Genomic DNA, 15,916 nt, shown 5'->3' with positions numbered 1-15,916 from the left:
GAAACAAAGCCGACGGGTTGCCTTCCCGTGAATATGTAATACACGTCACTCCGGATCAACTTCGAAAGGTTGACTTTCATGCGAAAGTCTCTGAAACACTTCGTGAATGCTGCAGCGGCGGTTGCGTTGTGCGCGACGCTAGGACTCACGGGCGCAACCGCAACAGCGGCTGCCGATGCGCCCGGCATCCCGAGCGTCGGGCACGATTGGGCGAGTGCAGGGCCGTACACGCCGAACGTCTCGATCGGGCTGGTGCACACTCTGTACTACCCGCGCCAGCTCGGCGCGCGCGGCGAGAAGCACCCTGTTGTGATCTGGGGGAACGGGACCGGTGTGCTCCCCGGTGCGTACACCTCCTTGTTGCGCCACTACGCCAGCCACGGATTCATCGTGGTCGCCGCCAATACACCGGCAAGCAATTTCGCCATCACCATGCGGTCGGGAATCGACCTCATCGCGGACAAAGCGGCCAGCCCGTCGAGTGTCTTCTACGGCAAAGTCGACCTGGAACACATTGGTGCGGTGGGGCACTCGCAGGGCGGGTCTGCGGCGATCAACGCGGCGATCGACGACCGCGTCGACACCGCCGTCGCGATCCAGCCAGGCCCGCTCAATGATGTCGATCTCATCGACGAGCCGGTTCTCTATCTGGCCGGCCAGGCAGACGCAATCGTTTGGCCGGCGATCGTGCGGGCGATGTACGAGGACGCCGACCACGTGCCTGCCGAGTATCTGGAACTGCGCGGCGCCACGCACTTCGGTACGGCGATCAACGGCGGCGATATGCGCGGACCGAGCACGGCGTGGCTGCGGTACTGGCTACTCGACGATCCGAACGCCCGCACGGAGTTCTTCGGAGCGAGCTGTGGATACTGCACTGACACCCAGCAGTTCTCCGACTTCGACCGCAACGATCTGGCCCGGCAGATCCCGGGCTGACGGTAAGTCGGGAGTTGTCGAAGACGAACGGCCTGTCCGTTTAGATCGGCGGAGTTGCGAAGCTCAAATGACGACGTAGCCGTACATTCGTTCGCCCTGTGCCACAGCTCTGGTCGCTAGTTCGGCGAAGGCCGTCAGGAACGGCACTGAGTCCTCCGACGGTTCACTGGTCTCGTCGATCGCCCAGGCGGCCGCAGCGGCCGCGACGCCTTCTGCGTTCAATTCCGCTAGTGCATCTCGCAATTCGTCGGTAACCGTGAGCACGAGGGTGTCGCCGTCGTCGCTCATTGCGACGAGTTTCCCGCAGCGTGGACCTTTTGCAACTTCGTCGTAGGGGCGAGCGGTGAGGGCTGCTTCCAGTCGGCCGAGCGCGACAACTGGATCGACGCCTTTCGCCTGCAGAACTGGAGTCCCACTCGCAGCCAACTGGACCCGCGGGCGAGAAGCTGCGTTCGCCTCCATCACCTCTGGTTCCAAGTCGACGAGTCCCTCGAGGGCAGAGGTGGCATGCTCATCCGTGCGCGCGGTGAAGTAGTCGGTGATCGCAGACATGGCGCGATCATCTCACACACGATGCATCTCAATGCCCCGGACTCCTTCCGCGACTTACTGATCGACGTCAGGAGGGACAGGTGTGTGCTTCCTCGATCGCTTTCGCGAAAGCGCGAAGTCGTGGGCTTTCGAGATCGGTACGCCACACGAGACCCAAAGCAGATTCGGGTAATCCGTTGATCGGTACGAATGTGATGTCCGAGCGCTGGCTGTATGCAGCGGTTGCAGCGCAGAGGATGAGGCCGACCTGACTGAATGCGACCTGCGACAGGCCTTCCTGAACGGTGCTCGCCCCACCCTGCGTGGGAATCGTGGCTCCGCCCGGCGTCGTGCTCGGGGAATTCACACGCTGCCAATAGTCGGGGGCGGGGCCGGTGATGGGTACCAGGCAGATCTGCGCCAACTGCTCGGCGTCGATCACGCCCAGTTCGCTGAACGGGTGATGGACTGAGACGGCGAGGGTCTGGGGCTGTCGAGAAAAGACGAGCCCGGTTGTCAGTTCCGGCTCATCTACGGGGAGAAGGGCCACTGCCGCATCGATTCGCCCGGCGAGTACATCACTGAACGGATCACCCAGGGGTAATTCTTTGATGGTCACGCATGTTTGCGGATGTTGTATCTCGAAACGAGAGACAGCAGCCGCGATCGAATCGTAAATTGCTCCTTGGAAACCCACCCGAAACGGCGTCGGCGTGTTGCGTGCTCTCGATTGAGCGTCCTCGATTACTCCGACGAGCGCACGATGGGCGGGAGCCAACGACGCAAGAAAATCGGCGCCGAATTCAGTCAGGTGAACGCGGCGACTGGTGCGCGCTACCAGGCTTGTGCCGATACGACGCTCCAACGCGCTGATCAGCTGACTCACTCGGCTCTGGGAGATGAACAGCCGCTCGCCGGTGCGACCGAAGTGCAGTTCTTCAGCGAGAACGAGGAAGCACTCGATCTCACGCATCGGGGGCTCCGACATTTTCACTCCGACCCTGGACTCATTCGACTACTCCATAATGGCTCATCGATGAATTGAGCTAATGGTTGGATGAGCGATTCGCCGTTGATCCTTGGGCGTGCGGGAGCTTCTCTGGTTACATGCCACATTCCGCGCCCGGGCAGAACAGCCCCGCGCCCACGTCCTCAACCCACGCACACGCCATCGAGAACCACTGGGCTGCGGTCGCCCTGATCGCAGCGTCCACCTTCATCGTTGTCGCGGCAGAGATGATGCCGGTCGGGCTACTCACCCCGATCGGTGCTGACCTGGTGGAAAGCGAAGGGACCATCGGGCTCTCACTGGCCATTACCGGATTGGTGGCAGCGGCCACTGCCCCGTTCATGCCCATCGTGACCCGGCGCTTCGATCGTCGGTCGACGCTCATCGTCTTGATGCTGTTAGTCGCAGCGGCGAACGCCCTCACGGCCCTTGCTCCGAGCTTCGTTGTCCTCGCTGTGGCTCGCGTCCTTCTAGGCGTGAGCATGGGTGGAGTCTGGGCGCTCGCCGCAAGCCTGGCTCCCAGGTTGGTGGAGACCAGATCCGTCGGGTTGGCGACCACGATCATCTTCAGCGGAATCGCTGTTGCCTCAGTTCTTGGTGTCCCTGCTGGGACGTATATCGGGGCAGTCGCCGGATGGAGCGTGGCGTTCTGGACTCTCAGTTGCGCGGCGACGCTGATCGCGATCGCCATGATCGCTGTCCTACCCACGATGCCAGCTGATCGGGCCTTGTCGCTCGGGAGTCTCGTGGCGGCCTTTCGGAACCCAGGAGTCCGGGTCGGATTCGCGATTACCGCGCTCATCGTCACCGCTCATTTCGCGGCGTACACCTATGTGCGTCCGGGGCTGGAGTTCTTCGCAGGGTTGAGGCCTGCACAGATCGGCACGATGCTCTTGATCTACGGGGTTCTGGGCGTCGTTGGCAACTTCATCGCCGGGCCATCTGCAGCCAAGTCTCCGAAGACTGTGGTCGTCATCCTCGGCGCGGGAGTAGCGGTCACACTCGCCCTGTTTCCGATCTCGGCTACCACCTTGATCGCAGCTGCTCTGCTCATGGCGGCTTGGGGCCTCTTCTACGGTGGTGTATCGGTGAGTACTCAAACATGGATCGCACAAGCAGCTCCCGTTCACCGAGAGGCCGCTGCGGCTCTGTGGGTTGCAGTCTTCAATGCAAGCATCGCCCTCGGCGCGTTCGCGGGTGGACGCATTCATGACCACTCCGGTTCCGAAACGGTCTTCTGGATAGCCGCGGGAATCGCCACTCTCGCAATGCTGCTCGCCACATTCCGCAATCCCGTCGTGGCAAAGCACGAACTAACAACCTAGCCGCCGACACAAAACCTTCATAGAGGCAGGACAACAGATATGCGCCAGACACCCGTTTCGACATTCATGGATGTGACCGAGATGCTCGAACGCTACCGGGACAAATCGCTTTCTCCGGTGGACGTGCTCGAGTCCACCATCGAACGTATCGAGGCGCTCAACCCCACCTTGAACGCAGTGGGACACACTTTCTTCGATACTGCACGAGCACAAGCGAAGTCAGCGGAACGCCACTACGCCCGCGGCTCGGATGTCAGCCTGCCGCTCGCCGGTGTTCCCGTTGTGGTGAAAGAGGATGAAGCGGTACAAGGCCAACCATGGACTCAAGGGTCCAAGGTCTATGAGGATGTGATCGCCACTCACACTTCGACTTTCGTGCAGCGGATCGTCGACGCCGATGCCATCGTCCACGCGAGATCGACTGCCCCGGAATTCTCCTCGGCCGCGTTCACACAGTCCGAGTTGTGGGGCGTCACTCGCAATCCGTGGAACACGAAATACTCCTCCGGCGGGTCTTCCGGTGGATCGGCAGTCGCACTTGCCACCGGTATGACGCACTTGGCTACCGGTTCCGATGTTGCAGGATCGATCCGAACTCCGTCGTCGTTCAACGGAATTGTCGGGTTCAAGCCACCGCACGGCCGTGTCCCCGTCGACCCGCCCTTCAATCTCGATCGCTACTGCCACTGCGGTCCGATGGCTCGCACCGTAAGTGATTGCCTCACACTGCAGTCGGTCATCGCGGGACCGACCTCCACTGACATTGCCTCGCATGTGCCGGCATCGCCGCTGCCCGGCCTCGCAACGCATTCGTTGACAGGAATGCGTATCGCCGTGATCCCCGCGTTGGGTGACTGGCCGGTTGATCCGGACGTTGCCGCCAACACCGCCAAGTTGGTGGACACCCTCACCGCTCTGGGCGCACGCGCGGAGATCATCGAAGTCGACCTGTCCCGCACTGCCGTCATGCGCGCGGCCGCCATTCACTACGACCACGTGTTCGGTGCTTCGATCTCCGCCGAAGCGTCCGCGCACCCCGGCAAAGTCACGGAGTACGCGAAGGAATTCGCCCGATGGGCCCGCCGCATCCGTGGTGACGCGACTTTCCTCGACGGACTCGCGATCGAAGCCGAACTGTATTCGTCGATCGGATCCCTGTTCGACACCTATGACGCGTTGATCACTCCGGCAGTGGCGACGGAGGGCTTTCTTGCCGGCGACGACTACGTGGGGCACGGAATCAATGTGGCTGGAACAGAATTGGAGTTCTACCTCGAGGCTGTACCGGCCATCACCTTCAACATCCTGAGTAGCTGCCCGGTGCTGACAATCCCCACAGGTTTCGCTCGGAACGGAATCCCCACGGGCACACAGATAGTTACGCGACCGTACGACGATCAGACGGCCTTTGCGATTGGGCTCGCCCTCGAGAAGGTCCTGCCGTATCCCGGCAATCACCCGGATTGTCATGCCTTCTCGCGAGAATTTCGGGCAGGCGGGTGAATCACGCCACGCAGAATTCGTTGCCCTCGGGATCGGCCATGATCACATGGTGACCCTCGAATCTTTCCAATTCTGATGCGCCCGCGCGTAGTAGCCGTTCGACCTCGCGAAGGATTGTCGCCCACTTCTGAGTCGGGGTTCCGTCTCCGGATACCCGGAGATCGAGATGTAATCGGTTCTTGGCCACCTTGGATTCAGGAACCTGTAGAAGGCAGAGGCGAGGAGCCACTCCGAGTGGGTGGTGCAACCAAGCTCCGCCCATCCCGTCGTCTTCGTCGTCGAAAGTGGCAAGCCACTCCTCGCGAGTCGAAAAAGGCTGCGGTGGTGGCTCATCGACGTATCCAGTGGCTATCTTCCAAAACGTAGCCAAGCGGTCGGGGTCTGTGCAATCCATCGTCAGATCGACGCGAGTGAGCATCTGTCGATGTTAACGCCCAAGGCAATCGAGTGCCGGGAGGGAGGAAGCTTGCGGCATTCTTCGGAACCAAGCTGCTCGCCGCTATTTCCGCGTGCGACGTGGGCAGTCCACCGGTCCGTCGGCTGCTCGATTGTCAGCAGCAGCAGATACTCGACCAGTCGCTTGTAGCGTCGATCCCGTATTGGGCCCTGTGCCAATGTGCAGGAGGACGTCACCGCAACCGCTGTCGGGGGCCGCGTTCGGGAATGTCGAACAAGCCGATCGTTCGGATCGCTATCATTCTGGCTACGCCCGCCGACCGGGCCGGGATCTCGAGGAGACGCGTGAACCACACCACGACCGAATCTACTGCCGTGCCGCCCGCGTCATGGTTGCCGATGAAGTACCCCCGGCGCGGCGGTTTTGCCGCCGACGTGGCACCTGTCGATCCCGCAGCCGGTGCCGAACTCGACCGACAATTCGACAGCGACGACCAGTTTCGCGAATTCAGTTCGGCGTATTTGGTCAATGATCCTGATCCTGACGAGCTCACCCTCGCCGCCCGGAAGTATCAAGCCGGTGAGATCTCCGCTGTCGGTGCAGCTGCTTTGTACTGCATACTCGGCCGCTACGCAGATAATGACCGGCAACAATCGACAGTTCTCGTGGACGGGTTGGTGGCACGGCACGGGTTGGCCTTCGCGGTCGAAGCACTCTTGGAATGGGCCGACCTGCGGTTCGTTCATGTTTCGGTGCCTGTGTCAGAGCTGGGACCCGACGCGGTAATTGTAGTGGCGAACATCGGCGGTGAGTCGCCAGCTGCGGGATACAAGATGCCTGAGTATGTACTGCGCGAGCAGCTCGGGCGGACGGACGAACCTGATGCGCAAGTGGTCCGAGAGCACATGCTCGACCGTATGCGCGGCCTGTTGGCGACAGCCTCTGACGAGGACTACGCCGCAGCCCGAGAGGTGGCGTCGTCGATGCGCACCAACAGCACCCGCCGTTTGACGGCGTCGTACATCTTTCCGACCGAGGAAGGGTGGTCGGAAGAACTCATCATGGGAATGCGCGCTCGGTGGTATCACTGGAACACTCAGCTGACGGTTTCGTCGAACACGGTACAGCAGCTCGAACGGGTGACCGACTCACACGCAATGCGCAGTTGGCTCGAGGACGAGGCGATGATTGCCGCAGTAGTTGACGGCATAGGTGCAGGTCTTACCGGACTGTTGGTCGATGCGTTCGACAAACCAAACCAGTACGGACACATGAGGGACGAGGCGACACTGCTCCGAATCCTCTGGGCGCTCTCGGCGATACCCACCGACGAAGCGTTCACTGCTCTGGTTGAACGTCGCCACGTGAAGAGTGCGTTGCCCGCGGTCCTACACGCAATGCAACATTACCCACGTCGAGCATTGAAGATATTGGCAGAGAGGGATATCGACCTGTTGGACCGTCACGTGCGGGCGAATCCCGACATCGCCGCCGAGCTGTCGCCTACACTTCCCGAGCCTGCACGGCGAAGGATCGCCGAATTGTCGACGCCGACGCCCGAGGCCACGGATCTTCCGCCCATTCTCGTCGCGCCGCCGTGGTCGAACAGAAAGAAAGCGCTCGACGTCGCGGTGATCGGTGATCTCGTTGCTCCTGAAATCAGCCGAATAGTCTGGCTTCCAGGTGAACTCGAACAAATCAAGAACACTCCGAGCGACTACTCCTACACCACGTGGGAAAATTACAAACAGTATGTGCAGGATGTATCACCGCGTTCCACCCATGACTGGAACACCTGGGTGATTTTTCTACTGGCCCCAGACGAAATCGCGCGCCCGTTCCTGACGGACTGGCCCGGAACCTCGCTCAAGGATCCACTTCGGGTTGTCGCTCGCTACGAACTCGATGCGCTGCCGCTGATGCTTCGCTTCACGCGCGCTCATCCAGGTGCCGCGGCGCCATACTTGATGCCATATGTCGATATCGATGTCGCGCGCGTGCATGCGACGATGTTCGCCACCAGGAAGAATCTCCGCAAACCTGCGATGGCGTGGCTGGTTCGACACGCTGAAGATGCAGTGGCACTACTCGTTCCAGACGCAGTGGGTCCGGCAGGTGCTCAACGTGATCATGCTGCCGCCGCCCTGCGTGCGCTCGCCAGAACAACCTCACGCGAGACAGTGGTCGACGGAGCGAACCGGTACGGCCCCGAAGCCGGGCAGGTAGTCGCCGGCATCGTCGATCTCGACCCGCTCGAGATGTTGCCCAAGCGGATACCGAAAACTCCGGTTTGGGTGGATGTCTCTTCACTTCCGCTGATTCTGAACGAGAATCGATCAGCCGCACTGCCGACGTCGGCGGTGTCGACGATCCTGACGATGTGCGCAATCGGAACCGCGGACGCTCCTTACGCCGGACTCGATGTAGTAACTGCGTATTGTGACCGATCGTCGCTCGCCGAGGCCGCGTGGGAACTATTCGAACGATGGTGGGGTGCCGGCGCTCCGTCGAAGGACAACTGGGTGATTCTTGCGCTGGGTTGGCTCGGCGACGATTCGACAGTGGCAAGATTGGCACCCCTCGTCAGACGGTGGCCAGGTGAGAATGGTGCAGCACGAGCACAACTCGGTCTCGATGCACTGGCTGCACATGGGTCAGCCCGCGCGTTGACAGAACTCGATCACATCTCCCGAAAAATGAAGTTCAAGTCGTTGAAGAACGGAGCGGCACAACGCGTCGCAGAGTTGGCCGACAGTCTCGGGCTCGATCGAGAACAGCTGGCCGACCGGATCGTTCCTGATCTCGATCTGACGCCGGACGGCACTATGAACTTCGACTACGGGACGCGGATGTTCACCGTTGGTTTCACGGAGGCTCTCGTGCCTTATGTGCTCGACGGAGGAGGTAAGAAGACGTCAGGACTGCCCAAACCCACCAGAAATGACGACGTTGTTCTCGCCGAGAGTGCGAAGAAGCGATTCACCGAGCTTAAGCGAGAAACGAAAGCTGTTGCTGCCGAGCAGATCAAACGCCTGAACCGTTCGATGGTTACCGGGCGCCGCTGGACTAGGACAGAATTCGACGACTTCGTGCTCGGCCATCCGCTGCTGATTCACGTTGCACGGCGACTGCTGTGGGCATCGTTCGATGACAGCGGTCTGCCTACAGTCGTGTTCCGGGTCGCGGAGGACAGTACCTTGGCCGACATCGACGACCAGACCGTCGAGCTACCGGAGGGCCGTATCGGGCTAGTACACCCCGCGCACATACCCGATACGGTGGGCGCGTGGTCCGACGTGTTCGCCGACTACGAAATCTTGCAGCCTTTCCCACAGTTGGGTCGTGCTGTCCACGATCCGCTACCCGATGACGTCGACGGGAGTGGACTGAGTCGATTCACCGGAGTAACCGCCAGCCCCAGTCAGGCACTGCGGTTGACGTACAGAGGATGGGAACCGGTGTGGGAGAACCCAGCTTCCTGGGGACAAGGCCTGCTGTACCAGCTCAGCGATGACGTGTCTGTTCTGTTGGGGTTGGAGCCCGGGATGGGGACGGGAGACCCTTACAACGGGTACCCCGATCAGAAGCTCGTTTCGGTGGAACTCCGTGGGGGGACTTTGAACGATGTCGATCGTGCGACGGTCTCCGAACTCATCGCAGACTTGGCAGGGTTCGCCTCGTGACTTCACGAGTCCAGCGCCCACCGGCTGAGGAGCGGTTTGCCGAGGAACTTGCGCGTTTGGCCGAAGAAGACACTGGGCCGCGACCACCGGGGTGGCGTCTAACCCTCACGTCGGCGCGGACGTTCGTCATGGGCGACGTCGAGCTGGGAATAGCGCCGAAATACGTAGGCAACGCATCGCTCGTCGAACGCTCACTCGTCACCTTGGCGACGACACGTGGATTGATGCTGGTCGGAGAACCTGGTACTGCCAAATCGCTACTGTCAGAGCTCATCGCCGCTGCCGTGAGCGGGGATTCGACCCTCACGATCCAGGGCGGTGCCGCCACGACCGAGGATCAGATCCGGTATTCGTGGAACTATGCACTGCTCGTCGCGGAAGGCCCCTCGACTCGATCGATGGTTCCAGCGCCGATGATGCGTGGAATGGCCGAGGGACGCGTCGTGCGGTTCGAGGAGGTCACGCGGTGTCCGCTCGAAGTGCAGGACACTCTGTTGTCGTTGCTGTCCGAACGGGTGCTGGCAGTCCCGGAACTTTCCGGAGACGACGCAATGGTCTATGCCCGTGAGGGTTTCAATGTGATCGCCACCGCAAACACCCGCGACCGTGGCGTCAACGAGATGAGCGCCGCACTCAAACGGCGCTTCAACTTCGAGACCGTGCACCCGATCGCCGATTTCGACACCGAAGTCGAACTCGTGCGAACAGAATCGGCGGCCTTGCTGCGTGCTTCCGGTGTAGCTGCAGAACAAGATCCGGCAGTGTCCGAGTTGTTGGTCACGCTGTTTCGTGACCTACGTACAGGATTCACCGCGAACGGATCGCCGGTCGAGCGACTGTCATCGGTGATGAGCACGGCTGAAGCGGTGTCCCTTGCGCATGCCACCGGTATTCGTGGGTGGTTCTTGCGAGGAGACGCCGGTACCGTCACCGACCTCGCCGAGTCCCTGGCCGGTACGGCGACGAAAGACAACAGTGAGGATGCTGCCCGGTTGCGCCGCTACGTCGAGAAAGTAGGGTCGCAGCGGACGAGTGCGGCATGGCAAGAGCTACGCCGGGCGCACGCACGTCTGACCGGACCGTGAGCGTCGCTGTGGTGGACGCTGGTCGCGACGTCGTGGTGATCGGGATTCGGCACCACAGCCCTGCGTGTGCTCGGATCGTGGCGGAGACCATTGAACGCCTGCAGCCGACGCATGTCTTGATCGAGGGACCCGCAGACTTCACCGATCGAATCGATGAACTGAGACTCGATCACAAGTTGCCGATCGCGCTGTACTCCCACGTGCGACGAGGAGCGCACACGCGCGTGACATGGGCTGCCTTCACCGATTGGTCTCCAGAATGGATCGCCCTTCGGTCGGCCTCCAAGGTGTCGGCGGAGGTTCGGTTGATCGATCTTCCCGCCTGGCACCCCGCTTTCGACGGGCCGCCGGACGAGTACAGTGTGGCTGCAACAGTATTGGCGGCCGGACTGGGACTGGACACGGTCGACGCGATGTGGGATCACGTCGTCGAGTCGCGCGCCGATACGCTCACTGTCGAGGAATTGACTGCCGTCCTCGACGACTACTTCGATGCGATCCGGGTAGGTGACGCCACAGTATCCGAGCGCGAACAGTACATGGCATCGTGGATACGGGCCGCTCGAGAGCGCCCCGGAAGCGGTGCGGTCGTTGTCGTCTGCGGCGGGCGTCATCGGCCGGCGATCATGTCCGAACTGGCTCGCGGTAGACCGACCGACGGATTCTGGCCCGCCGTTCCGACCGCGGGCCCTGATGTCGACATCGGCAGTTACCTGGTCCCCTATTCCTACAGTCGTCTCGACCTGGAATCCCCATGGTGGTACGAGAAGCTCTGGCAGAAAACGACATCGGCAGGGGAGGTTGCAGCCGCGGCGATCGTCCGTGATTTGCGATCCCGGAATCAACGCGTCTCGACAACGGATTTCATCGGATTCCGTACGCAGATCCTCGGACTCGCCGCTATCCGTGGTCACGCGCTGCCGACGCGACGAGATGTATTAGATGCTGCAGCAAGTACATTGGTGGGTGAGGCGTTGGCGTCGCCGCTGCCTTGGACACTCGCAGGGGAACCTCTGGGGCCCGAACCCGACCCCGTCATCTCGGCCTGTATGCGCACGATGCGAGGTGATCGGCGGGGCACGCTACACCCTGATTCACCGGTACCGGGATTGGTTTGTCACGTCGATATGCTCCTCGAGGAGTTCGACCTCTTGCCCGGCCCTGTTGCACTCGACTTGGCCGACGAGCGTAGTCGTCAGCGTAGTCGTGCACTACATCAGTTGCGTGTGCTGGGAGTGCCAGGATTCGAGCGAACTGCAGGTCCAGGCAGTGGTTCTGCAGTGGTGTCGACAGAACGGTGGATGATTGTCGACTCCGCAGACCGCCTCCCGGCGCTGGTCGAGGCTGCAGCCAAAGGCCATACTCTGGTAGAGGCAGCTGGGGCCACCCTGGAATCTTCGCTGACTTCGGCTGCGGCTGATGTCGAGCGTCTTGCACACATTCTGTTCGATGCAGTTCTTTGTGGACTCGACTCGGTGGCTGACCGAACCGAGTCGATCGCATCCGAATCATTGAAGGGCGTAGGAGATCTCGGGGGCACAGGCCTGCTGCTTCGAGCCGCTCTGGACCTGTGGCGGCACGACTCACTCTTCGGGAGCCGAGGGTCCACACTGCTCGGGGCGATAATTGATTCGGCGTCCTCGCAGGTCGTTGCGTTGGCGCACCGAGTTCGGGCCACGACCGGTGGCGCTGATCTCCTCCGGATATCAGCTCTCGCAGCGTTATCCGATGCGATGGAGTATGCGACGGAGATCCTCTCGACTGATCCGGCCGACGAACTGACCGCTCTGGCACGTGACAATGGTGCCGCGGTCGACATCAGGGGATCGGCCCTGGGAACGTCCTGGGATCGAATTCCCCCCGATGCAGCAGTCGACGCCGTTCGATCGATTCCTGCAGAACACCTCGGTGATTGGTTGTGCGGACTGTTCGGAGTAGCACGTGAGCGTTTTCTGGACGCGGAATCCAGCGACACAGTGTTGACCGCCGTCGATGAAATCGTGAGCAGACTGTCCGAACACGAGTTCCTGACAGCACTTCCCGCGCTACGGCAGTCCTTCGAATTCTTCCCTCCCCATGAACGCGACATCATCGCGCGCCGCCTGACAACGTCGACACCAGAGGTTGCAGTCGTGAACTCCCTGGATGTCGGAAGGCAGCTCGACGCCCGGGTGGACGACGCGCTTGCCCAGATCGGTATGCGATGAACATCGAACGATGGCGGCTGATTCTGGGTGATGCGTCGGCCGGAGTACTCGGTGATCCAACGGGCGATGCGGCTGAACGCGACGACGCGTTGGAGTGGCTGTACGGCCGTGACCCGGCTCGCAGCGCGCAGGGCGTTCGCGCTGGAACTTCCCGACTGCAGGGGACCGACTCCGTAACGACTGGAGACAACCCGGGTGGCGGAGATACGCCCGGTTCCCCGGGTGCGGTTCCGCCGAGTCGCAAGGATGGGCGGTATCGCCCCAATGGGCTCGGCGAAACGACGGTGACGGCCGTGGACTGGCTCGACGACATCCACCGTCTTTTTCCTCGCGAGACAGTTCATCGACTCGAACGCGACGCCGTGGAGAAATACGAAATCACCGAAGTGGTGACAGATTTGGAAGCGTTGCAGCGTATCGAGCCCAGCGTGACTCTGCTTCGAGCAGTGCTGCGTACCAAACACCTGATGGATCCCCGAGTTCTGGCGATGGCAAAAAAGGCTGTCGACAATGTCGTACGCGAGTTGATCGAGAGGCTCTCGGTGGACGTCCGCAGGACCTTCCACGGCAAACGTAGCCGGCACAGAACAGCGTTTCGTAATTCGCGCAATTTCGACTTCGAGGCAACGGTTCGCGCCAATCTGCAGCATTGGTCACCGCAAACACGCAAGATTGCTATCGAAAAGCCTTTGTTCACTTCGCGAACTCGTCGGCACACGGATACGTGGACGTTGATTCTGTTGGTCGACCAGTCCGGATCGATGATCGACTCTGTCATCCACTCGGCGATCACCGCTGCATGTTTCTGGAATGTCCCCGGATTGAGGACTCACCTCATTGCATACGACACCAATGTCGTCGATCTCACGTCCGAGGTTCTCGACCCGGTCGAGCTCTTGATGAGCGTCCAATTGGGAGGCGGGAATGACGGTGCAAAGGCCGTCGATTATGCCGCGCAACTTGTGGATACGCCGCAACGAACGATTGTTGTCATCATCTCCGATCTGTACGAAAGTGCACCGGATCGGTTCGTCCGGAGCGTTGCCGGTCTCACGGACAATGGTGTGCGTGTCCTGGCGCTTGCTGCGCTCGACGATGCTGGTGACCCTGATTACGACCGTGAAATTGCCCGTCGCTTGACGCGACTGGGTGTGCACGTCGGTGCGATGACTCCCGGAGGGCTGGCCGAATTCGTGGCCGGTTGTATTCGATGACGTCCCGGCCTGATCTGGCTGCGCTCACCGACGATGCGCTTGCGCTGGTCGCCAATCGCGGGCTCGTCAAGCGAGCCGCGCGTATGTTCGCCGAGGAAACGCCTGAACTCTTGGTGACGAGCGAACGGATCCTCGTCAGGTACGGCGACGGTGTCGAAACCAGTCTTCCTGCCGGCATTCCATTCTCGGAAGCGTCGTGCACGTGTGGCGCAAGCTCGGTGTGCCGGCACCGTGTCGGTCTCGTTCTCGTTTATCGGGCGAATCACGGGTCGAGCTTCGATCACATAGACTGGACGCCAGGGGAATTCGATGACGAGGCGCTGGAGGCATTCCTCGGAGGGGCGGTACTGGCACGGGCGAATCGGACCAGGCTGCAGGGCTACCAGGCAACAGTGCATCGAGCTCGAGGTACAGATCCTGTTGTGCGAGTCGAACTCCCGCATTGCACGGTCCGGTTCTTGGTCCCACACGAACTGAGTCACGCCCATTCTTCGGCATCTGCGCACACGACGGCAGAAGCGATAGCACTTGCCGTGTGGGCGGTTCGGGCGGCGGACGAATCCGGAACCGACCATGTGCACGTGGGTCGGAGTTCAGTCGTGCGAGATGCTGATCGAAGTGCCCTGGCAAGGGCCTTGGCGCGGACGATCCTCGTGGACGGTCTGTCCACCACAACGGCGGTGCAACACGCCACTGCCGTCAGAGACACGCGCACAATTGAGGCAGGTTCCGCAATCTGGTTGGCCGATGCGTGCATAGAACTGACTGACCAGATCGAGGCCTATTCGATGCGGCATGCCGGGCACAGTCGCACACGAGTGGCGATGATCATCGCCGAGATTCATGCGAGGGTCGAACTCGGTGAATCGGTCGATTCATCGCTTGCCGGGACAGTACTGGGGACCGAGACTCCCGGTGAAACTCCGCTGCGTCGTTCACGTTTGATCAGTCTCGGCGCGAGGGTGACGGCGACTGGCGATTCGACTACCGCCGATATCTACTTCGCCGAACCAGATTCGGATGCAGTTTTTCTCATGAGTCACGATTGGTCGAGTGAATCCGACGAGGCACTCTCCGGGTATGCGATCTCGACTCGCCGAATTGCCGGTTCGACGGTCGCCGCTTTGGCTTCATCGACAGTGCTCACAGAATCAGCGGTTCGCCGTGCCAACCACAGAATCCGCCTCGGGCGTAAAGGGATCGGGCGTACTTCCATTCTCCCTCTTGGTGTCGACGCGTGGGAAAAATCGATTGACGTGGTGGACGATTACGCCGAGATGCATCGCCGGTTCATCGAGCGCCCGCCGTCGTTTGCCCGAGCCCGGCTGACTACCGATGGCGTCGGTGTGATGCGAATAGATTCTGTAATCAGCACCGATTACGCTCCTGCAGAACAGATATGGACAATGCGGGTCGGAGATGGGCGTGGCAACCTGGCGCAGGTGAGCGTCGTACATCGAGCGCAAGCGCCCGGTGCAATCGACGCGATGGTCCGGGCAATGTCGGCCCGGCCGAGGGCCGTGAGCGGTCGGCTGACTGTCCGTGCCGGTGCGTTGTGGATGACACCATTCGCTGTTGCATGCGACCTCGGCGTCATCGTTCCCGATCTCGAAGAAGGCCTCGGCAGTGCGACGATGACTCGCGCAGTCACGACGGGCGGTGTGGACGCCATCGACAGTGCGCTGGAGGGAGCTCTATCCGTACTCGCGGACATCGCTCACCGCGGGCTGAGAAATGCGGCTGAGCCTACTATTTCTGCGCTTCGTCGTTGTGCAGCAGGGGTAGTCATGGTCGGTATGGATTCAACGGCGCGAGCCTTGGAGTGCGTAGCCGATGCGATTTCGTTCGGTGAGCTGGAGACGTCGGCAGATGCGTGGGTTCATGCTGTGATCCGGATCGTCACGGCCATCGAATCACGTTGAGACACCCGGCTTTGCAACCCTTCCAGTGATCAGCCTGCCTGCAGGCTTCAATTCTGACGGGCTGCCAATGGGTATACAGGTTCTGGCTCGCAGTCATGCCG

Annotated in this window: 11 protein-coding genes; 8 read left to right on the top strand and 3 right to left on the bottom strand. The window is 61.1% G+C overall.

Going from position 1 to position 15,916, the window contains the following annotated elements:
- Positions 1 to 78 precede the first annotated feature (78 nt).
- The gene (locus A0W34_RS28200; RefSeq protein ID WP_081558658.1) at positions 79 to 939 is read left to right on the top strand and encodes an alpha/beta hydrolase family protein; all 861 of its coding nucleotides are present in this window, start codon (positions 79 to 81) and stop codon (positions 937 to 939) included.
- Between the two features lie 63 nt (positions 940 to 1,002).
- Here the strand turns inward: A0W34_RS28200 and A0W34_RS28195 are convergent, their stop codons facing one another.
- Both A0W34_RS28195 and A0W34_RS28190 read right to left on the bottom strand, forming a co-directional pair.
- A complete protein-coding gene (locus A0W34_RS28195) occupies positions 1,003 to 1,491 on the bottom strand; it encodes a hypothetical protein (protein WP_081558657.1) in 489 nt (162 codons plus the stop codon).
- 67 nt (positions 1,492 to 1,558) lie between these two features.
- Complete coding sequence (locus A0W34_RS28190; RefSeq protein WP_042448101.1) at positions 1,559 to 2,458, bottom strand: LysR family transcriptional regulator; 900 nt, start codon at positions 2,456 to 2,458, stop codon at positions 1,559 to 1,561.
- Between the two features lie 119 nt (positions 2,459 to 2,577).
- Here A0W34_RS28190 and A0W34_RS28185 point away from each other — a divergent pair, with 119 nt between their 5' ends.
- Entirely contained in the window at positions 2,578 to 3,804 is a 1,227-nt protein-coding gene (locus A0W34_RS28185) for an MFS transporter (RefSeq protein WP_081558656.1), read from the top strand.
- A 39-nt stretch (positions 3,805 to 3,843) separates the two neighbouring features.
- On the top strand, positions 3,844 to 5,307 hold the full coding sequence (locus tag A0W34_RS28180) for an amidase (RefSeq protein WP_081558655.1): 1,464 nt from the start codon (positions 3,844 to 3,846) through the stop codon (positions 5,305 to 5,307).
- Position 5,308: 1 nt separating this feature from the next.
- On the opposite strand, the gene A0W34_RS28175 is transcribed toward A0W34_RS28180, so the two are convergent.
- Complete coding sequence (locus tag A0W34_RS28175) at positions 5,309 to 5,725, bottom strand: VOC family protein (protein ID WP_081558654.1); 417 nt, start codon at positions 5,723 to 5,725, stop codon at positions 5,309 to 5,311.
- A gap of 323 nt (positions 5,726 to 6,048) precedes the next feature.
- On the opposite strand from A0W34_RS28175, the gene A0W34_RS28170 reads away from it, so the two are divergent.
- Genes A0W34_RS28170 through A0W34_RS28150 form a run of 5 tightly spaced genes read left to right on the top strand, consistent with a single transcriptional unit; the run spans position 6,049 to position 15,815 of the window.
- Positions 6,049 to 9,387: a DUF4132 domain-containing protein gene (locus A0W34_RS28170; protein ID WP_198035675.1), complete on the top strand. Its 3,339-nt coding sequence runs from the start codon at positions 6,049 to 6,051 to the stop codon at positions 9,385 to 9,387.
- Entirely contained in the window at positions 9,384 to 10,472 is a 1,089-nt protein-coding gene (locus A0W34_RS28165; RefSeq protein ID WP_003943024.1) for an ATP-binding protein, read from the top strand. The genes A0W34_RS28170 and A0W34_RS28165 overlap by 4 nt, the downstream gene beginning before the upstream one ends.
- On the top strand, positions 10,427 to 12,679 hold the full coding sequence (locus A0W34_RS28160; protein WP_156888951.1) for a DUF5682 family protein: 2,253 nt from the start codon (positions 10,427 to 10,429) through the stop codon (positions 12,677 to 12,679). Before A0W34_RS28165 ends, A0W34_RS28160 begins: the two co-directional genes overlap by 46 nt.
- The gene (locus tag A0W34_RS28155) at positions 12,676 to 13,893 is read left to right on the top strand and encodes a VWA domain-containing protein (protein WP_003943008.1); all 1,218 of its coding nucleotides are present in this window, start codon (positions 12,676 to 12,678) and stop codon (positions 13,891 to 13,893) included. The genes A0W34_RS28160 and A0W34_RS28155 overlap by 4 nt, the downstream gene beginning before the upstream one ends.
- Entirely contained in the window at positions 13,890 to 15,815 is a 1,926-nt protein-coding gene (locus A0W34_RS28150) for a hypothetical protein (protein WP_037130464.1), read from the top strand. Before A0W34_RS28155 ends, A0W34_RS28150 begins: the two co-directional genes overlap by 4 nt.
- Positions 15,816 to 15,916 lie beyond the last annotated feature (101 nt).

The organism is Rhodococcus sp. BH4, assembly GCF_002079265.1.
Lineage (GTDB): Bacteria > Actinomycetota > Actinomycetes > Mycobacteriales > Mycobacteriaceae > Rhodococcus_F > Rhodococcus_F qingshengii.
Note: the sequence above shows the minus strand (reverse complement) of the source record. Positions and strands in the feature narration are given on the sequence as shown.